The sequence below is a fragment of the Sulfobacillus sp. hq2 genome, from assembly GCF_002903155.1.
In the GTDB taxonomy this organism is placed as follows: domain Bacteria; phylum Bacillota; class Sulfobacillia; order Sulfobacillales; family Sulfobacillaceae; genus Sulfobacillus; species Sulfobacillus thermotolerans.
Map to the genome: position 1 here is coordinate 233,418 of NZ_NWUL01000034.1, position 17,539 is coordinate 250,956.

Annotated in this window: 23 protein-coding genes; 19 read left to right on the forward strand and 4 right to left on the reverse strand. The window is 52.8% G+C overall.

Features of this window, described 5'->3' with window-relative positions; genetic code table 11:
• Positions 1–13 precede the first annotated feature (13 nt).
• The 16 genes from CO251_RS10735 to CO251_RS10810 all read left to right on the forward strand — a co-directional run bounded on the left by CO251_RS10735 (position 14) and on the right by CO251_RS10810 (position 11,689).
• The gene (locus CO251_RS10735) at positions 14–376 is read left to right on the forward strand and encodes a flagellar basal body protein (protein WP_103375802.1); all 363 of its coding nucleotides are present in this window, start codon (positions 14–16) and stop codon (positions 374–376) included.
• The gene (gene flgC, locus CO251_RS10740; protein WP_103375803.1) at positions 376–789 is read left to right on the forward strand and encodes a flagellar basal body rod protein FlgC; all 414 of its coding nucleotides are present in this window, start codon (positions 376–378) and stop codon (positions 787–789) included. The genes CO251_RS10735 and flgC overlap by 1 nt, the downstream gene beginning before the upstream one ends.
• 3 nt (positions 790–792) lie before the next feature.
• Entirely contained in the window at positions 793–1,080 is a 288-nt protein-coding gene (gene fliE / locus CO251_RS10745) for a flagellar hook-basal body complex protein FliE (protein WP_103375804.1), read from the forward strand.
• A gap of 17 nt (positions 1,081–1,097) precedes the next feature.
• The gene (gene fliF / locus CO251_RS10750; protein WP_103375805.1) at positions 1,098–2,666 is read left to right on the forward strand and encodes a flagellar basal-body MS-ring/collar protein FliF; all 1,569 of its coding nucleotides are present in this window, start codon (positions 1,098–1,100) and stop codon (positions 2,664–2,666) included.
• On the forward strand, positions 2,666–3,664 hold the full coding sequence (gene fliG, locus CO251_RS10755; protein ID WP_173677097.1) for a flagellar motor switch protein FliG: 999 nt from the start codon (positions 2,666–2,668) through the stop codon (positions 3,662–3,664). The genes fliF and fliG overlap by 1 nt, the downstream gene beginning before the upstream one ends.
• Positions 3,648–4,367, forward strand: coding sequence for a hypothetical protein (locus CO251_RS10760; protein WP_103375807.1), 720 nt, complete (start codon positions 3,648–3,650; stop codon positions 4,365–4,367). Before fliG ends, CO251_RS10760 begins: the two co-directional genes overlap by 17 nt.
• Positions 4,345–5,706, forward strand: a complete 1,362-nt coding sequence (locus CO251_RS10765) for a FliI/YscN family ATPase (RefSeq protein ID WP_103375808.1) — start codon at positions 4,345–4,347, stop codon at positions 5,704–5,706. The genes CO251_RS10760 and CO251_RS10765 overlap by 23 nt, the downstream gene beginning before the upstream one ends.
• Entirely contained in the window at positions 5,660–6,184 is a 525-nt protein-coding gene (locus tag CO251_RS10770; protein WP_103375809.1) for a hypothetical protein, read from the forward strand. The genes CO251_RS10765 and CO251_RS10770 overlap by 47 nt, the downstream gene beginning before the upstream one ends.
• Positions 6,162–6,725, forward strand: a complete 564-nt coding sequence (locus tag CO251_RS10775) for a flagellar brake protein (protein WP_242968553.1) — start codon at positions 6,162–6,164, stop codon at positions 6,723–6,725. The genes CO251_RS10770 and CO251_RS10775 overlap by 23 nt, the downstream gene beginning before the upstream one ends.
• A 16-nt stretch (positions 6,726–6,741) precedes the next feature.
• Positions 6,742–7,965, forward strand: coding sequence for a hypothetical protein (locus tag CO251_RS10780; protein ID WP_103375810.1), 1,224 nt, complete (start codon positions 6,742–6,744; stop codon positions 7,963–7,965).
• A gap of 38 nt (positions 7,966–8,003) precedes the next feature.
• The gene (locus CO251_RS10785) at positions 8,004–8,441 is read left to right on the forward strand and encodes a flagellar hook capping FlgD N-terminal domain-containing protein (protein ID WP_103375811.1); all 438 of its coding nucleotides are present in this window, start codon (positions 8,004–8,006) and stop codon (positions 8,439–8,441) included.
• Complete coding sequence (locus CO251_RS10790) at positions 8,441–8,911, forward strand: flagellar hook associated protein (protein WP_103375812.1); 471 nt, start codon at positions 8,441–8,443, stop codon at positions 8,909–8,911. Before CO251_RS10785 ends, CO251_RS10790 begins: the two co-directional genes overlap by 1 nt.
• A gap of 44 nt (positions 8,912–8,955) precedes the next feature.
• A complete protein-coding gene (locus tag CO251_RS10795; protein ID WP_103375813.1) occupies positions 8,956–10,215 on the forward strand; it encodes a flagellar hook protein FlgE in 1,260 nt (419 codons plus the stop codon).
• Positions 10,216–10,606: 391 nt separating this feature from the next.
• Positions 10,607–10,867, forward strand: a complete 261-nt coding sequence (locus CO251_RS10800) for an AbrB/MazE/SpoVT family DNA-binding domain-containing protein (protein ID WP_103375814.1) — start codon at positions 10,607–10,609, stop codon at positions 10,865–10,867.
• Positions 10,860–11,279 carry a PIN domain-containing protein gene (locus CO251_RS10805; protein ID WP_103375815.1) on the forward strand — a complete coding sequence of 140 codons (420 nt, stop codon included), beginning with the start codon at positions 10,860–10,862 and terminating at the stop codon, positions 11,277–11,279. The genes CO251_RS10800 and CO251_RS10805 overlap by 8 nt, the downstream gene beginning before the upstream one ends.
• A 224-nt stretch (positions 11,280–11,503) precedes the next feature.
• The gene (locus CO251_RS10810) at positions 11,504–11,689 is read left to right on the forward strand and encodes a hypothetical protein (protein WP_103375816.1); all 186 of its coding nucleotides are present in this window, start codon (positions 11,504–11,506) and stop codon (positions 11,687–11,689) included.
• Positions 11,690–11,938: 249 nt separating this feature from the next.
• Here CO251_RS10810 and CO251_RS10815 read toward each other — a convergent pair whose 3' ends face one another.
• The 4 genes from CO251_RS10815 to CO251_RS10830 are packed head-to-tail and all read right to left on the reverse strand — an operon-like array spanning position 11,939 to position 15,737.
• Positions 11,939–13,249: an ABC transporter substrate-binding protein gene (locus tag CO251_RS10815; protein WP_158246297.1), complete on the reverse strand. Its 1,311-nt coding sequence runs from the start codon at positions 13,247–13,249 to the stop codon at positions 11,939–11,941.
• Between the two features lie 43 nt (positions 13,250–13,292).
• Positions 13,293–14,111, reverse strand: coding sequence for a carbohydrate ABC transporter permease (locus CO251_RS10820; RefSeq protein ID WP_103375818.1), 819 nt, complete (start codon positions 14,109–14,111; stop codon positions 13,293–13,295).
• Positions 14,112–14,115: 4 nt separating this feature from the next.
• Positions 14,116–15,000: a carbohydrate ABC transporter permease gene (locus CO251_RS10825; RefSeq protein WP_103375819.1), complete on the reverse strand. Its 885-nt coding sequence runs from the start codon at positions 14,998–15,000 to the stop codon at positions 14,116–14,118.
• The gene (locus CO251_RS10830) at positions 14,997–15,737 is read right to left on the reverse strand and encodes a GntR family transcriptional regulator (RefSeq protein ID WP_103375820.1); all 741 of its coding nucleotides are present in this window, start codon (positions 15,735–15,737) and stop codon (positions 14,997–14,999) included. Before CO251_RS10830 ends, CO251_RS10825 begins: the two co-directional genes overlap by 4 nt.
• A gap of 375 nt (positions 15,738–16,112) precedes the next feature.
• Between CO251_RS10830 and fliO the strand changes: the two genes are divergently transcribed.
• The 3 genes from fliO to CO251_RS10845 are packed head-to-tail and all read left to right on the forward strand — an operon-like array spanning position 16,113 to position 17,512.
• Positions 16,113–16,472: a flagellar biosynthetic protein FliO gene (fliO, locus tag CO251_RS10835; protein ID WP_242968554.1), complete on the forward strand. Its 360-nt coding sequence runs from the start codon at positions 16,113–16,115 to the stop codon at positions 16,470–16,472.
• Complete coding sequence (gene fliP / locus CO251_RS10840) at positions 16,469–17,239, forward strand: flagellar type III secretion system pore protein FliP (RefSeq protein ID WP_242968555.1); 771 nt, start codon at positions 16,469–16,471, stop codon at positions 17,237–17,239. The genes fliO and fliP overlap by 4 nt, the downstream gene beginning before the upstream one ends.
• Positions 17,240–17,512 (forward strand): flagellar biosynthetic protein FliQ, encoded by a 273-nt coding sequence (locus CO251_RS10845; RefSeq protein ID WP_103375821.1) that lies wholly within the window; start codon positions 17,240–17,242, stop codon positions 17,510–17,512.
• Positions 17,513–17,539 lie beyond the last annotated feature (27 nt).

Consider the following 17,539-nt stretch of genomic DNA (forward strand, 5'->3'; position numbering starts at 1 on the left):
GGAGGAAGAGATCATGGGGTTGTTCGATACCGTAACCAACCAAGCCGTCGTCACGACGCTCAATCTTTCGCGTAAAGCCGAAGCCTTAGTCGCCAACAACTTGGCCAATTATGATACCCCTGGCTATAAAACGGAAACCCTGTCGTTTCAATCGCAGCTGGCCCAGGCGATTGCGCAAGGGCCGGCCCAAGTCGCTCAAGTCAAAGGGCAGATCGTAATCAATCCGATGGCCTTGCAGCCCGACTTGAACAGTGTGTCGATGACCCAGCAGACGACGGATTTGGCCAAGACCCAGTTGCTCTATGAGACCGCGGTCCAAGCCTTTAATTATAAAGTGACCGAAGTAAAAATTGTTAGTGAAGGGCAGGCTCAGTAATGTTTGATGCGATGCAAATCACCTCAACGGCCTTAAGCGCAGAAAGCTTGCGGTTAGATTTAGTGGCCAATAATTTGGCCAATGCCACGACAACGCGTACGTCTACGGGTTTTCCCTATCAAAGCGAGTCGGCGGTTCTGACCAGTTTGCCGGCAGCGACCAGCGGGCCTAATCAAGGGGTCGGACAAGGCGTGATGGTGACGGCCATTTTGAGTAGTCAAGCGCCTTTCCCTGAAACGTATGATCCGACCAGTCCTTTGGCGAACAAGGCGGGATATGTGGCCGAGCCCAATGTCAACTTGTCCAGTCAGATGGTCGATATGGCTGAAGCGTCCCAGGCCTATCAAGCCAATGCGAATGCGTTTACCGCAGACAAAAATATGGTCTTAAAAGCCTTAACGTTAGGAGCGTAAACGATGAACATGGTAGGATTGAACGTTGCTAATGTATCGGCTTTGGGGCCTTCTACTGCCTCCAAATCTTCAAGTTCCAGCTTCGGCGCATTGCTAGATGGAGCGGTGCGTCAGTTGGAAATGAGCCAGGCTCAAGCTAACCAGCAAATTACCGGGGCCATGACGGGGCAAGTATCGGTGACCCAAGCGATGGTGGCCGTCAGTGAAGCGCAGAGCACGCTGGATGTGGCAACGGCCGTTCGCAACAATGTGGTACAGGCGTATCAGACCATTATGAACATGTCCGTGTAACTGATTAGGGGTTGACGATGAACGAACGAATTAAACAATGGGGACAACGGCTCGTTGCTTGGTGGAAGAATCTTTCGTCCACCAAGCGCTTGCGCCTTTTAGTGATTGTGGCAATGGCGGCGAGCATCTTGGTAGTGGTCGGGCATTGGGTTACCAGTCCTGATTGGCAGCCGCTCTATACCAATCTCAGTGCCCGAACGGCCGGGCAAATTACGACGCAATTAACGTCGATGAAGGTGCCGTATGAACTGGCCGACCAAGGTCGTACCGTGCTCGTTCCCAAAAAGGATGTTGACCAGGTGCGAGTGGACTTGGCGGACCAAAATATTCCCTCCGGTACGGTGGGCTTGCCACAACCTCTGACCTTTAGTTTGGGGGAGACGGATCAAGAGATTACGCTGAGCCAGTTGGCGAATGTCGAGGCGGAACTCGAGGCGACGATTAATTCGATTAATGGCGTCCATGATTCCCGTGTGCTCATTAATGAGCCGTCTCCTGCCCTCTTTGGGGAGAGCACGGCACAGCCCACGGCGTCGGTATTTTTAGATCTAAATCCGGGAGCTAATTTAAGTGGGGCCCAGGTCAAAGGCATTATGAATTTGGTAGCCCATTCCGTTTCAGGCTTGTCTCCCGCGCAGGTGACCGTCGTGGATCAAACCGGGGCGTTGTTATCCCAAAACGCGTTAAACAATCAACCCTCCTCCCAGATTACTGGGACGAACCAAGCGGAATTGGCCGCGGAAGACCAAGTGGATAGTCAAATTGCGCAGAACGTGACCTCCATGCTGGACCAGGTGCTGGGACCAGGGGCTGCGGTGGTGCGGGTGAATGCGACGCTCAATTTTGACCAATCCACGGTAAGCTCTACCAATTATGGCAAGGCGGTGTTGTCGTCTCAGCAAGTGACGACGAATACCAGCACGCAAGCTGCCGGCGCCACGACCCAGACGGCGGGAGCGGGTGGCAATACGCCCACGTATCCCGTGACCACGTCAGGAACAGGCCCCAGCAAGTCTACCAGCAACAGCACCATTAGCCATTGGTTGGTGGATACGCAAAGTACGCACCAAGTGATTCCTGCGGGCAGTATTAATCGCATGACGGTGGCCGTGGCGGTCGACAAGCCATTAACGGCGGCGCAGAGCGCGTCCTTGAAAAACTTAGTGGCTGCGGCAGCGGGAGTGGATAAAGCGCGGGGGGATGTGGTGACCATTTTGGGACAGCCCTTTAACCGTAGTCAAGTGAACTTAGCAGAAAAGCAAATGGCCCAAGCGGCCCGGGCTGCTCAGATTCGCCAAGATATCATGGACGGGCTCATTCTTTTGGGCATTTTAGCGGCCGGTGTCATCGTCTGGCGCTGGGCCAAAAAGGCTGGGCAGCAAGCGGCTTTGCAACCACGTCTTGAACCCCAGTTGGCAACGGGTGGTTCGGGCAGCTTGTCGGTGACCGATTTGCTTAATGAGATGCGGCAGACCAAGGAGCCTAGTTTGACCGATGTGGCCAAAAGTCATTTACAGGAGTTGCTGCAAAAAGACCCTGAAAGTGCCGCGCGTCTTATCAGGGCATGGATTCAGGAGGATGACTGATGAAGCTCTCGGGTTCTAAAAAAGCAGCTATCCTCTTAATGAGTTTGGGAGCAGAGCAGGCCGCGACGCTTTTACGCTATTTGCGGCGCTCAGAAGTCGAAACGATCACCATGGAAATTGCCAACATGAAGCGGGTTGACTCCCAATTGATGGATGATGTCCTCAGTGAGTTCTACCAAATGTCGCGGGCAGATTCGCAATTGGCTGAAGGCGGCATGGACATGGCCCGGGACATGCTCGAAAAAGCGTTTGATGGACCAAGGGCTCAAGAAATTCTTACACGGCTGACCGGACTATTACAGCGGCGGCCTTTTGAAGCCTTGCGCAAGGCAGATCCCAGTCAAGTCATGACGCTGATGATGAATGAGCACCCGCAGACGATTGCCGTCGTATTGGCCTATATGGATCCCACCCAAGCGTCCCAGGTCTTGTCCTCGTTGGAGCCTGATTTGCAAAGCGATGTGGCCCGGCGTATCGCAATTATGGGGCGAGCGGCGCCGGAAGTCATTAAAGAAATTGAGGCGTTGATGGAAAAAAAGCTCACCAACTTAGCCGCTGAGGAAATTTCAGGTGCTGGCGGAATCAATGCCATTGTACCGATTTTAAACAACACCGATCGTACTTCTGAGCGGTTGATTTTACAGCGCTTAGAAGAGTTTGATCCGGAATTGGCGGATGAAATTCGAAACCGCATGTTTGTGTTTGAGAACATTGTGCAGATTGATGACCGGGCGATGCAAAAAGTGCTGCGGCGGGTAGACAATAAGACCTTGGCCTTGGCACTTAAGGGGACCCCTGCCGAAGTGTCGCAGAAAGTCATGAAAAATCTTTCCCAAAAGGCTGCCGAGCTTTTAAAAGAAGATATCGATGTGTTAGGGCCGGTTCGTATTCGTGACGTGGAGCAGGCGCAACGAGAGATTGTCAATGCGATCCGTCAGTTGGAAGACCAAGGGGAATTGGTGATTTCACGAGGGGAACGTGATGACTTTGTCGTCTAAAGTGATTAAAGCGGGGCATATACGACACGGGGATGAACCTGTCCAACTAGGGAGCGCAGTCGATGTAAAGTGGGTGTCGTCGATGGATGGGACGATGCATGAGGCAATGAACGCCGCTGAAGAAATCATTGAGCGAGCTAAAGCCGAAGCGCAAGCCATTTTGGATGAGGCGCGCGAGGAGCGTCAGCACATTCACCAAGCCGCCCATGCTGAGGGATATCAGGCGGGCCACGCGGAGGGCGTCGCAGCCGGAAAACAAGCAGCGCACAAGGAATGGCTTAAGATTCAGGAGGTGGTGCAAGGCGTTCTAGAGCGGACCCAACGTCTGCAGCATTATGCAGACCGGCTTGAGCCCGAGGTCGTGTTAGCCCAAGCTGCGGCTTTAAGTGCAAAATTTTTTAGTCAGCAAGCGCGAGAAAATCCCCAAGTGCTGAAAGAATATTTGACGGCGTTGCTCGGAACCGTTGATGACGACGAGGTGGTCCTATTCGTCTCCCCGTCTTTTAAAGCCACCGTGGAATCGCTAGCGAAAGAGTGGGCGGGCCCCTGGCAGCAGGTGCGCGTGGCAGTCGACCGTGAGTTGGATGCGCTGGAATGCCGGGTCCAAGGGGAACCTGGTGGGCAAAGTTTTTTAGCAGGCCCCATTACCACGCTGACGGCAGTATTAGATGAGGTGCTATATGGGGATTACCACGAGGATTGAAAAGATGTCTGATGCGCATCGCTTTATTCCAGCCGGCCGCATTGTCGCTCTGCGGGGGGCAAGCTTAATCGCGCGAGGCGTGCGCATGGCCGTGGGTGAGATGGGGACAGTGGCCTTAGCGGGAGGCGCTTCATTAGCCGTGGAGTGTGTCGGGTTTTTACCCGGTGAAGAAGTGTTGCTGACCCCCTATCACGACGTCGAGGGGCTGAGGCCGGGTCTGTGGGTTAAAGCGACCGGCCATAGCGCGAGTGTGGTTACCGGACCTGCGGTGCTAGGACGGTTGCTGGATGGATTGGGCCAGCCCCTGGATGGGGGGCCCGCACCCATGGGCCCGAGACAATCATTGCGGGTGGGGCCTGTTCCCCCCTTAAGCCGCACAAGGGTGCATACGCCACTTTGGACTGGCATTAAAGCGATCGATGGATTGCTGACGCTGGGTAAGGGTCAGCGGACGGGAATTTTTGCCGGGGCTGGGTACGGGAAAACTACGCTTCTGCAACTGATTTTGCAAGGAGTGCAGGCCGATGTGATGGTGGTTGCGCTCATTGGCGAGCGCGGCAAAGAGGTTGCAGAATTTTATCGGGAAATGAATATGGCAACCAGGCAACGCACGGTGCTTATTGCCGCCACATCTGATATGCCTGCCATTTTGCGCCTCAAAGCGGCTTGGTCGGCTACGGTGGTGGCCGAGACGTTTCGCAAACAAGGCCTAGATGTGCTGCTGGTCATGGACTCCCTCACCCGTGTGGCAATGGCTCAGCGTGAGATTGGGTTGGAGACGGGCGAGTTGCCCGCTTCACGGGGGTACACACCCTCTGTATTCCATCTTCTACCACGTCTATTGGAGAGACCCGGCGCTTATCAGCGCGGGTCGTTGACAGGAATTTACACGGTGCTAGTGGACGGTGTCGACGCGCGCGAAGACCCGTTGGGCGATAGTGTGCGAGGCTTGATTGATGGGCATATCTTGTTGTCACGGGATTTAGCCGAACAGCACCATTTTCCGGCCATCGATGTGGTGAAAAGTCTCAGTCGTTTGATGCCCGACTTGGTGAGCGCGGATCATCTTCGGGCAGCCGCGCGGATTCGCCGGTACGTCTCTCACGTTATGGACTCGGAAGACTTGCGCGCGGTGGGGGCCTATGTGCCAGGACAAGATGTCGCTTTGGATGAAGCGTTGGCGCGTTATCCGCACATTCGCGCCTTCCTCGATCAGGAGGTAGGCGACATTGTGCAGCCGCATGTGATGCAGCAGGCCCTTGAGGGATTAGCAGGAAAGGAAGAGGATGTCCATGACGTGGCAACGGTTGATGAACCATTTGCGGCGGAGGGAGCGTGAGAGCCAGGCTGCATATCAGCATTGGTCGGAACAGCAAAAGGCCTTGCAAAAGGAGATTGCGCGCGGGATTGTGCCTCAATTTATTAACCTGGGAGCCGAAATGACGGCATTTGACATTGCCGATTATTTTACCGACAGCCTATTCCAAAAAGCCCGATTAGAGCGGGCCCAAAAAGAGGAATTTGTCGTAGCGCAGCGAATTTTAGAATGTCGGGAGGAACTTATGGCCATTCGCCAGGCCCAAAGACAGCTGGAACGTTTTCAAGCGCGTCAAGAGGCGGTTGCGGAACGCAGGCGCCAAAGGCTTTGGAATGACGAGATGGTTTCCCTCAGCATGACCCGGCAGCAGATAGGCAGGGAGGCTGTAAAGACTGGTGGCTGTGCTCGAATCCCATCAATCCGTCTTTCTCGTGGTACGCCCCGGACGGGTAGTGCCCACTCGGGTTATTCGGTGCGTGAAACAGGAGATTTATCTTGAAGCCTTAAAAGACCACGACCTGGAATTGACGCCTTTGCCAGGTCAAACGGTCCAGGTGCGTTGGATCTCTGATGACTGTCTCTTTGAGCAGCCAGCTGAAATTACGGAAGTGCTCGATCCTATTCCTATGATTGTGCTCAAACTCATTGGGGATGTGCACATGATTGAGCAACGTGGGAGCTTGCGGGTGAAGGTTACCGTTCCCTTAGAGTATGGGCTGTTGCGAGCGGGTTCTGAGGTGTGGATGACGACCACGCTCGATTTGTCTGCGAGTGGTTTGCGATTTCCGAGCTCTGTGCGGGTATGGAATGGCTTGCATTTGAAAATGCGTTTGCTCGTGGATCACAATGCCGTCGAGGTCGTGGGCCAAGTCAACCGCGTATCGGCTAAGCCGCGCGAGATTCGGGGCCATAAAACGTGGGAAACGGCTGTGACATTTCTCCAAGTCAAACCGCAAGACCGCCAGACCTTGGAAAATTTTGTACGATCCCAGTATCAGCGGCAACAACACAAGAAAGGCGCTCGCCCGCGTAGTGACTGAAAGGAGGTGAGTCCAAATGATTAACATGGTTCCTGAATTGCCCGAGGTACCTACGCGTCAGGGAAAGGAAGGCCCTGTGCATAAGGATAGGAGTCCGGGGCGATTTGCCCAAATGGTGCGCACAAACAAGGCGCCTCAAAAAAAGGCCGCGGCTTTTCATGTGCCGGTCGCCGTGGACGTCAAAGCCAAACGAGTGCTGGTGAAAATGGTGAAAGAAGATTATAGTGCTCGAGTTGGGATTAGCCATGAGAAAAGGCCTAAAGCAAAGTCTAATGCGTCGTCTCATCCCCATTCTTCGAAGGCATCGCCCAAAACGTCTTCTTTTAGCTCAGACGATACGAAGAATAAGCATTCTAAGACTAAGAAGGCGCAAGACTTGACAATGAGTCTTCCGGTGCCCACGCTCCCCTTACCAGGCGGGGGTCCTTCTGATGCGAATATCCCAGGCCACCGCACAGAGGAGCCAAACCGTCTTGACACGGTTGCGGCGTCATCGCCCATGCAAGCCAAGACGACCACGACCCCGTTAAGGCGTGAGTCGCTACCATTGCATATGCAAGTGGCCCGGGGTCAGAAGCAAAGTTCCGACGAGGCTATTACCATGCCGCAGACCCCCGGACGCTTGATTTATCGTGCCCAGACCAAGGGCGGCAATCATACCGTTGTCAGCCACGGTGCGTCTCGCACGGTATCAAAACAAGAAGCGCCGTCGGGGAAAGATTTGACGAGTCCCATTGTGCTTGGAATGGAGTCCTTTGCAAAACATGTGGTGGCCAAACCGTCTACGTTTCAAGCCGTGCACAGGGCTGTCAACCAAGGGGCCTTGGAGCCGCATCCAGCTAAGGGCTGGGTGATTCGACCTATTCATTGGAAAGGTGCTGGAGCCTCTAGCAGCAAATGGTTGGTGACGGTACCGAAAAATCCCGAGCCCTTAGTCATAACGCTGACCGCCTTGCATAATGCGTGGAAAGTGGATTTTCAAGTGGCGTCTTCCAATTGGGCAGGCACTATTGCCCAAGCTTTCTCACCAGGGCAAACCGTGACGGCCAATGCGGTACCGGTGCAGCAAGTGTCTGTATTTTTGGGCCAATCGAGCACCGGACAAAGTGGGAGTCAGAGCGGATCCGAGACACAGGGACGGGATGGATATGACCTCGTGCGACGAAGCCCGTCGGTTGGTGCCGCGTCGCCCTGGGGGTCGGCCGCGATGACCTTAGACGGCATTGATTACCGCGTATGATTGGTCAAAGAAATATTGTGAGAGGAGTGGTTTAAAGCATGTCTTCAACGGTGAATAGCCTTTCGTCTCTGCTTACCCCACAGGCATCGTCACAAGCGACCGGTTCAGCTACGGCGCCTTCTTCGTCGCCCTCCAGCAACTTGGGGGAATCGGCTTTTTTGACACTGTTGTCGGCCGAACTGCAGTATCAAAATCCTTTGCAACCGATGGATAATACGCAGTTTGTGGCGCAGCTTGCCCAATTTTCGGCATTGGCGGCAACCACAACCCAAACATCCACGTTAAATAGCATTCTCTCAACCTTACAGCAACAAAACCCTGTCGTGGCTATGGCTCAATTAATTGGCAAAACGGTCACGACCACTCAAGGCTCTGGCACCGTGAGCGCGGTATCCCAACAAGGACAAAGCTTGATGGCCGATATCAACGGGGTGGGAACTGTGCCGATTTCAGACATTACAGAGGTGCAGAACTAATGGGGATTCATCACCCCAGTGCCATCTTGGGGCCCTCTGCCACGGCTGTTCCCCAAGAAGGTGGACCAGGCCGTGCCTCGGCAACGGGTGTTAACTTTCAAGCCCTGGTGCAAGAACGCGTGACATTGAGTCAGCATGCCATGTCCCGGATGCAGGCACGGCACATGACCTTATCAGAAGCGGATACAAAGCGCTTGGGTGAAGCGATGACTGCTGTCGATAGCAAAGGATCGAAGCAAGCAGCCATTATCTTGGGAAACGATATTTATATTGTCTCACCGCCGGCGCGAACCGTCATTACCAGCATTCACCCGCCCACCGACGGAATGAAAGTGATTACGCAAGTCGACGCAGTGGTCTATATAAGCCGGACCTCGCACCAAGAGATAGAGGAAGCTTCGGGTTCCCGAACGACTGACGGAACCGCCGCCGCGCCGCATTGGAGTTTAATTACAAATCCTGAAACGTGATGGAGAAGAACGGCGACTCGTTATAGGACAATGGAGGAGATATTATGTCAGGCAGTCTTTACGCAGCGATATCGGGTCTTAACGCGGAACAGGCCTTATTAGGAGTGGTGTCTGAAAATATTGCGAACGCTAACACTACCGGTTACAAGAGCAGTCATGTCACGTTTGGACAGGCGATGGAGGAGACGCTGTCGGGAGGAACTGCTCCGACGGCTACGCTGGGGGGGACCAACCCGGAGCAAATTTCGGCAGGGGCCGCGGTTGGGGTTGATGGTGTCAATGTCAACATGAGCCAAGGAAGTTTGCAAACAACGGGCATTGCGACAAATATGGCCATTCAAGGCAACGGCTTTTTTGTGGTCAGGTCTCCTCAAGGCATTCAATATACGCGCGCGGGAGACTTTACGCTCGATGCTCAAGGCCAGTTGGTCAATCCCCAAGGGGGATTAGTCCAGGGGTGGACCGCGGTGAATGGCAAGCTCACCGGTGAATCGGCGGGAAATATTGGTGCGATCGTGATTCAACCCGGCATGACGATGCCACCAAGCGCTACGAGTAGTGCGACGGTGACAGGAAACCTTAATGCGGCGTTAGCATCGGCACCAGCTGGAACGAATACCGAGCGCACAGTGCCTTTGACCGTTTACGATTCACTGGGCAATCCGGTGACGCTGGCCATCAACTTTAGCAATCCAACGGTCTCCTCAGGAAATGGGACCAGCTGGACAGCAACAGTCACTGCACCGCCTAGTACGACGTCGCTCGGAAGCGGCACGGTCACCTTTGGTCCGACCGGCGCCATCACATCGGGACAGACCTTGGCGGTGTCGTTAACCACTACGGATGGTTCGACGAGTCCGCAGACCTTTAACATCAATTTAAGCGGAATGACTGGGGACGCCGCCAGCACGCAATTGACAGCCAGTGCCAACGGCTATCCCCAAGGCAGCCTCTCCAACTATACGGTTGGCTCCGATGGCGTCATTACCGGAACCTTTTCGAATGGGCAAACGCAGCCTATTGCGCAAGTGGCTTTGGCCAACTTTAGCAATAACGCGGGTCTGGTCAATGTCGGGAACACGATGTGGCAACAATCAGCGAACTCAGGTACGCCGCAGGTAGGTCAGCCCGCGTCTGGGAACTTTGGGTCCATTGCTGGCGGATCCGTCGAAGAATCGAATGTGAGTTTGGCCAACCAGTTTGTCAATATGATTATGGCCCAACAAGGCTATCAAGCGAATGCCAAGGTGATATCGGTTGCGCAAGCCCTGGATACGACATTGGTCAATACCATCGCGCCGTAACCGCTCAAGGCGCTTCAATTACCAAGAAAAGCCTGGCTAACGGCCAGGCTTTTGCATGGGTGTCTGCTTTTCTATTCTGTTGACACGCTATCCTTTAGTGAAGGATGCTTTAGCGCGTCGCCTGTCTCGGGTTCTTTCCCATAAAACCAGCATCATATATAATCAGCCGAAAAAGAAAAATAAATACCTAACCCTATGCACCTAAGACACAAATAATGATGATTGGGGACTGCTCGTCAACACAATAATGACTCCATGTGACGGATCATGCTGCACGCATTTAGTTGGGTTCTGGTGAATTATTATGTTAAAAAGCAATATGGTATGACTCTTGTTATATGGTGGCACAGGTTCGAAAATAGTAATACACTGAGTAAGAGGTGATACGTCCATGGCTATGTCGCGCATTGGTCCAAAGGGTCAGGTAGTTCTGCCGAAGGAATTTCGCGATATACTCGGGATTGGCCCAGGTGACCGAGTAGTATTTGACATGCAAGAGGGAAAGGTAGTTCTGACTCCCGTGCCTGCCCGTACCACATCTGACCTTCTTGGTATTCTTCGGATGCCCAAGTCGGTCAATGTAAAGGAGGCGCGTCAAGACTATCAGGACCACTTGGTCGACAAGCTCAAAGAAGGGCATTCCGATGGCTAAGGAGGCTCGTCGTGCTCATGTTGACGCTAATGTGATTCTGCGCCTTCTCTTAGGGGAACCGGAGGACCAGGCCTGCTCTGCAAAGGCGATATTCGACCGGGCATCGCGAGCAGAACTCACTGCAGTAATCCATCCAGTCGTATGCGCTGAGGTGATATACGTTCTCACGTCGCCTAGACTGGCAGCTTATTCACGACGACAGGTGGCAGACGTCCTACGTGGGTTTTTTGCATTGGAGGGTGTAGAAGTTGTAGACCTCGACGTGGTACTTAAAGCACTCCACCAATTTGAGGAAACACATCTCGACTGGGTGGACTGTCTTCTACTCGCATATTCGCCGGAAATCCCCGTCTACACTTTCGACCACGCGATGGTGGCTGCGGGGGGAATTCACCCTAAGCGTGCCGACTAACCTCGTCAAGGAGAGCGACGGTCCGATTTCGTCTGGCGTCGTTGATGCAGCATCTGGGCCTTTTTTGGGCATGATTTTTCCCATCTTTCCAGCATCGATCGGAAAAGGCCGTACTTCGTACTTCGACTCAAAGAAAGTAAGACCGTAACAAAAAGGCTCTTTGACGCGGCTACCCGCCAAGGAGGCGTCGCCGTGTTAAGCTCACTGAATGAGGGAGATAGCTTATGCAGGCTACCGTGATAGGCGTCATAGTACTTTTCGTTGCGATTTTAGGCGCAAGCGTGTGGCCAGCTATGCGTCATCATCGTGGGGGCTGGAAGTCTACGGGGCCTGGGTGGCCATGGATTGTGCGGTGGGGGTTAACGGCCTTGATACTCATCTCCATTGCGTGGTCCGTCTTACGGCGCTAATGGGCTACTGTCTTCGCCGCTTTTTATGAGAGAATTATTTGCAGCATATGTCGTCGGGCTTTTCATCTGTACCAAATTTCCTCCGAATTTTTCCCAATTATTGTAGAGCAATACGAGTCCCAACTGACCGAGATACGAAAGGGTTGGTATTGTGCTAGAAAAAAAGCCCATGGCATAGTGCCACGGGCTTTTTAGACCGACCAGGAACGAGAAGTATTACCCGTTCGGTGCTTGATGTAGGTGTCGTGATTACTGGTACGTTCCGTCTTTTTGCGCCAGGGCCACCGCTTGCTGATATGCACTGTGCATGGCGGCTTGAGGCGTTTCTTTGTTGATTAACACGGCCGTAATGGCATTGAGCAAGACCTCATGGGAGAACTCGTCCCACCAAGCGACCTTGGGTTCAGCGATGGCGTTGGGGAGCACGCTTAAGGATACTTGCTGGGCTGGATGGGTGTTTAAGAAGGACTGCGCGGCCTGTGCTACGTCGCTACGAACCGGGAGGTATCCTTCGCTTTTCTCCATCCAGTATAATTGCCCCGCTTTGGATGTGAGGTATTTAATGAACGCAAATGCCGCCGATTGCTGTGCTGGGGTCGCTTTGGAAAACATGCCGAGGTAACCACCAAATAAGCTTGTCGCTGCGATCTTGTCAGCCGGCAGCGGAGCCTCACCAATCGGGAATTTGTTGGCGACAGCTTGGTCTAAATAGGGGTAAAAGCCCGTGGTGCCAATCAATATCGAACTGGTTTCATTGGCAAAATCGGTTTGTGAGGCGTATCCGTGGGTCAGCACGGCTGAGCCGTTCTTGACCATATTGCTCCAAAGCGTAAGCGCTTTGACCGCAGGCCCATTGGCAGCGAATGCGGCAGGATTGGGTTCGCCATTCTTACCAACAAAATTGCCACCCGCTTGGTCAAAGAATGCCAACCATGGATAGGTATGCACGAGGGTGATGGCAAACGCTTGCTTGCCCGGGCCAGATAATTTTGCGCTGTCTTGGGCAAATTCAGCCCAAGTGGTCGGGGGATGGGTAATGCCGGCAGCCTGAAAAGCGGCCTTATTATAGTACATAATGGCAGCACCCAGATTGAACGGCATCAGATATTGCTGGCCGCCTGGCCATTTGCCGGGTTTGAGCATGTTGGGATAAAAAGGCGATAACGAGAAGCCATGCGATCCGGCAATCAATGGGCTTAAGTTCACCAAGCTGCCGGTCTGGATAAAGCCGGTCGCCCAGGGAGGATTCATTTGGGAGATTGTCGGAGGATTTTGCCCGACGACAGCGGAGAGGAGCTTAGGCTCTAAGGCGGCGTCGTTGGGGACGACCACATCTTTGACGGTAATGTTAGGGTGAAGCTTGTGAAATTGCTGAATTTCGCCGGCTAAGGCTGTCTCATAGGGGCCCGTCATTTCGTTCCAAAATGTGATAGTGACCGGAGCATTGTTTTTGGGCGTGGACGGGGTGGCTGTCGATTGGCCACATCCCGCCAATCCTGCCGCCAGGACAGCGGCTCCCGCAGCGGACGCGGCCCAGCGGATTTTGGTATTCGGTTTCATAAAAACCCTCCTCATATCGTCTCTATCGATTGTGTTCGAAGTTCTATCCCTTAATACCTGTTTGACTGACAGATTCCACAATTTGACGCTGTGCGATGATGTACAAAATCAATACAGGCAAGGTCGTGATGGCGGCCGCGGCCGACAACACCGTCCAATCGGTACCGTTGGCGGTGGACAGAAAATCGGCGAGGCCAACTTGGATAGGTTGGACGCTCGGGCCGGTCGTAACAATAAGCGGCCAGAGAAAGGCATTCCAGCTCAAGAGAAATAAATAGATGCTAACGGTCGCTAACGCCGGGCCTAAGTTGGGAACCACAATCTGCCACAGATAGCCCCAATCACCAATGCCGTCAATCCGAGCCGCATCGCGGAGTTCTTTGGGCAGCTGGCGCATAAATTGCACTAACATAAAGACGGCAAAGCCATTGGCCGCGAACGGAACGATTTGAGCCGCATAGGTATTGAGCCAACCGAGGTCGCGAACGATTAAGTAGTCAGGGACTAATATGGAGTAAAAAGGGATCATCATAGTGGCCAGAATCAGCCCGAGCACGACTTTACTAAAGCGTCCCGGCAGATACACAATGCCATACGCCGCCAGTAATGACGTGCCCAAAGCGAGTACGGTGGTGGCGATGCCAATGCCAAGCGAGTTCAATAGAAACCGGAGCCAAGGGGCAAGACGCCAGGCGGCTTGGTAGTTCGACAAAATCCCTTGCGGAATGAGCGCTCCAGGAAACGAATAGGCACGCGCGGCGGTTTCTAAAGACGTGGCGAATATCCACCAAATCGGAAACAAGGTGATGACCGCACTGATAATCAAGAACGCATAAACAAGCAGGCGACGGCCGTGAACCATGTTTTTAGCCTCCGTAATAGACCGCTTTGCGGGATATCCAGAACTGCAACCCGGTCAGCGCCAGAATCAACAGGAAGAATACCACGGCAGTCGCCGAGGCCCCGCCAAAGTGAAAGTAATTAAAAGCTGTTTCATAAATCAAATACGTCAGCGTGGTGGTGCCATTTACGGGTCCGCCTCGTGTCAGGGCGTAGATTTGCGTAAAGGTTTGGAAGGCGTTAATCGTATTGATGACCACCACAAACAGGGTCGTTGGAGACAATAGAGGCCACGTAATGCTCCAAAACTGCCGCCAGGGACTTGCGCCATCCACCTCTGCAGCCTCTAACAATTCCCTAGAGATATTAGTCAGTCCTGCCATGAAAAGAAGCATGGTAAATCCAAAACTGAACCAGATGGTATAGATAATCAAGCTGATCAGCGCCAACCGCGGCTCATTTACCCAGCCAATATTGCCTGGCAGTCCTACCATTGCGAAGATACGGTCGATGACGCCAACCGAGGGCTGGTACATCCAGAGCCATACCGTTGACGTGGCAACCACTGGCATCACATAGGGCAGAAAAAACAAGGCGCGAAAAAGGCCTACGGCACGGATGCCGCGAAACAAGAGAACCGCGAAAAGCAAAGAAATGGCACTCCCCCCGATTACAACCGCTGCCGCGAAAATCAAGGTGGTGCGTAATGACAACCAAAAAAGACTGGAGGTGAATAATTGTTGATATTGTGACAAGCCAACAAAGTGAGGATGTGTGCCATAGATAAAATGAAAGAAGCTATAACCAAAAACCATCACCAATGGGATCATCCAGAAGACACCCAAAATAATTAGCGCTGGCAATAGATACCAAAATCCTTTATGCGGCGGCGAATGTTTGATGGTTTTCACGGCTCGGCCCTTTCTGATACGTCCGCGTACCGGGTTAAGGTATACGTGATAACGCCTTCACGGTGATAGCCAATGCTGTATATCGCTGGTGTGTGGTCCGTTGTATAAGCTACTTGCTGAAGATACAAGACGGGATCGCCTGTGGCGATATTCAGCGCTTCAGCCGCTTCGGCTGTACTTCGTTGAATACTGAGATGGGTGCGCGCATATAAGATGAAAACACCCAAATGCGCTAAAGCGGCGATCATTTTATCAGAAAAAACAGATAAGTCTACCGAAATTTTCCCAATCGTTTCTGGCAGATAGTCCACTAGAAACACCGCGGGTTGGCCATCGGCTGTCACTGTCCGCACGACGCGAAATCCTGGGGTCGCTGTCGGGAGCAACAAGGCATCACATACCGCGGTCGGCAGGGACACCGAGGTGATATGGACGTCGGTCACGGCGGGTGTATAACCGTTGTTGCGGACAATATCCGCCACGCTGTTTAACACCTGTAACGAAGCGTCCATGTCGGTGTGAGGCGTGGAGGCAAACGTTCCAACGCCATGGCGACGAACAATGAGACCCTCTTGTTCCAGCGCGCTGAGTGCTGAACGAATGGTCGGTCGACTAATGCCTAGTTGCTTGGCCAGTTGTTCCTCGGAAGGGAGCTTGCTGCCAGCGCTCATGGTTGATAGCAGTGCTTCAATGCTTTCCCGAGCGAGACGCTGGCGGGGAACGAAGCGACTGGTCAATGACAACCCTCCTAAGGTAAGACGTTTTACGACTCGATTATAACGCCTTTACTGACGAAAAATGCAAGAGATTTTGTTGGTTTTTGCAAAAATATTTGGAGGTTTTGCCGTATATAGACACCAAGGCGATAGGGTTGGTATACGGGAATCAGAGAACGTATGCGAGGGATTGCAAGACATTCAATGAATGGGCGAGACGATGGGCGGGGATTTGGCGGAAGAGAGTGACCTCAAGACTACGCACGAAATCTTCTAAATATATATGGCTTGGGGCCTAGGGAATGCTGTCGAAAATTTTTTCGATTAAATGCGTCTTGTTGTTTCGTGTCGAGATTTGGTTCTTTATATAATATGCCCTAGCTAGGGGGGCATTCTTTGAATTCGTTAGGCCTGTTTTTTAATTTTTTATGGGCGATGATTTTAGTGGTTGGCTTGGCGTATGTTGCTGCCCGCCTACTAAAGAAGATGGGCTGGGGCAAGGTTAGCCATGCCCAGTACTTGGAGCAAATAGATTATCTCCCATTAGGGCCTAAACGCGGCATTGCGCTGGTGCAAATCGCGGATAAGACGGTGGCACTCGGTGTCACGGAACAAACGGTCTCTTTATTGATGGAAGTGGACGCGGACGCGATTACGAGGCAAGCACCCACGGCGAGTCGTGTCGTCTCAACCACTTTGCCGCCATTTGCCGAGGAGCTGTGGCGCAAGTTGCGCCGAGGTGAGGGCAAGTCGTGAGAAGCCGCCGTTTGTCGCGTTGGTGGGGAGGCCTGGGGGCTGTCCTCATCCTTATCTCGACGGGTCCACAGGCCTTTGCCCAAAGTAGTCTGTCGATTCCCTCAGTGACGCTTAACACGCATGGAGGAAGCTCTCCCTCTCAAGTCATCAGTATTTTAGCTTTATTAACGTTGTTGTCATTTGTGCCTGCCTTGCTCTTGACAATGACCGCATTTACGCGTGTCATTACCGTCTTGGCTTTTGTACGCAGTGCGCTGGGGTTGCAACAGACGCCCCCTAATCAGGTGCTGATCGGGTTGGCGTTGTTTCTCACTTTTTTCATTATGGCGCCTACCTTTCAACAAATTGACCACCAAGCCCTGATCCCCTATATGCATGGCCATATGGGTCTTATTCAGGCCTCCAATAAAGCTCTTGGCCCTTTGCGTCTTTTCATGTATCAACAAACGCGTCCGACGGATATCGCCTTATTCTTGCGACTCGATCATCTGCCTCCCCCCAAAAGTCTTAGTCAGGTGCCGACTGTGGCATTGATTCCGGCGTTTATCATTTCGGAGCTGAAAACAGCGTTTGAAATTGGAGTCTATATCTTTATTCCGTTTGTCATTGTGGATTTGGTTGTTTCCACGGTACTCATGTCACTCGGAATGATGATGGTGCCGCCGACATTGATTTCTTTGCCTTTGAAATTGTTGCTGTTTGTTCTTGCTAATGGCTGGAGCTTAGTGGTGCAGTCTTTAGTGTTGTCCTTTCATGGGGTGCGATAAATGTTTGATCATGCCATTGCATTGAGTCAGTCGGCGATGCTCACTACGGGTATCATTTTGGGGCCCGTTCTCGTGGCGTCGCTATTGGTGGGACTGTTGGTGGGGCTCTTTCAAGCGACCACCTCCATTCAAGATATGACGCTATCTTTTATGCCTAAGTTAATTGTGGTGGGTGTCATGATTTATTTAGCGGGGCCATGGTTTTTGCGGCTATTGATTACCTTTACGCAGAATGACTTATCGAGCTTTTGGCATGTTACGTACCTGCCATGAGACCCAATGGGAGTCGTGTGAGGAGCC

Excerpts from the sequence above, each read along its gene's own strand:
- CO251_RS10735 (WP_103375802.1), top strand. The coding sequence starts at position 14 with ATGGGGTTGTTCGATACCGTAACCAACCAAGCCGTCGTCACGACGCTC.
- flgC (WP_103375803.1), top strand. The coding sequence starts at position 376 with ATGTTTGATGCGATGCAAATCACCTCAACGGCCTTAAGCGCAGAAAGC.
- fliE (WP_103375804.1), top strand. The coding sequence starts at position 793 with ATGAACATGGTAGGATTGAACGTTGCTAATGTATCGGCTTTGGGGCCT.
- fliF (WP_103375805.1), top strand. The coding sequence starts at position 1,098 with ATGAACGAACGAATTAAACAATGGGGACAACGGCTCGTTGCTTGGTGG.
- fliG (WP_173677097.1), top strand. The coding sequence starts at position 2,666 with ATGAAGCTCTCGGGTTCTAAAAAAGCAGCTATCCTCTTAATGAGTTTG.
- CO251_RS10760 (WP_103375807.1), top strand. The coding sequence starts at position 3,648 with ATGACTTTGTCGTCTAAAGTGATTAAAGCGGGGCATATACGACACGGG.
- CO251_RS10765 (WP_103375808.1), top strand. The coding sequence starts at position 4,345 with ATGGGGATTACCACGAGGATTGAAAAGATGTCTGATGCGCATCGCTTT.
- CO251_RS10770 (WP_103375809.1), top strand. The coding sequence starts at position 5,660 with ATGACGTGGCAACGGTTGATGAACCATTTGCGGCGGAGGGAGCGTGAG.
- CO251_RS10780 (WP_103375810.1), top strand. The coding sequence starts at position 6,742 with ATGATTAACATGGTTCCTGAATTGCCCGAGGTACCTACGCGTCAGGGA.
- CO251_RS10785 (WP_103375811.1), top strand. The coding sequence starts at position 8,004 with ATGTCTTCAACGGTGAATAGCCTTTCGTCTCTGCTTACCCCACAGGCA.
- CO251_RS10790 (WP_103375812.1), top strand. The coding sequence starts at position 8,441 with ATGGGGATTCATCACCCCAGTGCCATCTTGGGGCCCTCTGCCACGGCT.
- CO251_RS10795 (WP_103375813.1), top strand. The coding sequence starts at position 8,956 with ATGTCAGGCAGTCTTTACGCAGCGATATCGGGTCTTAACGCGGAACAG.
- CO251_RS10800 (WP_103375814.1), top strand. The coding sequence starts at position 10,607 with ATGGCTATGTCGCGCATTGGTCCAAAGGGTCAGGTAGTTCTGCCGAAG.
- CO251_RS10805 (WP_103375815.1), top strand. The coding sequence starts at position 10,860 with ATGGCTAAGGAGGCTCGTCGTGCTCATGTTGACGCTAATGTGATTCTG.
- CO251_RS10810 (WP_103375816.1), top strand. The coding sequence starts at position 11,504 with ATGCAGGCTACCGTGATAGGCGTCATAGTACTTTTCGTTGCGATTTTA.
- CO251_RS10815 (WP_158246297.1), bottom strand. The coding sequence starts at position 13,249 with ATGAAACCGAATACCAAAATCCGCTGGGCCGCGTCCGCTGCGGGAGCC.
- CO251_RS10820 (WP_103375818.1), bottom strand. The coding sequence starts at position 14,111 with ATGGTTCACGGCCGTCGCCTGCTTGTTTATGCGTTCTTGATTATCAGT.
- CO251_RS10845 (WP_103375821.1), top strand. The coding sequence starts at position 17,240 with ATGTTTGATCATGCCATTGCATTGAGTCAGTCGGCGATGCTCACTACG.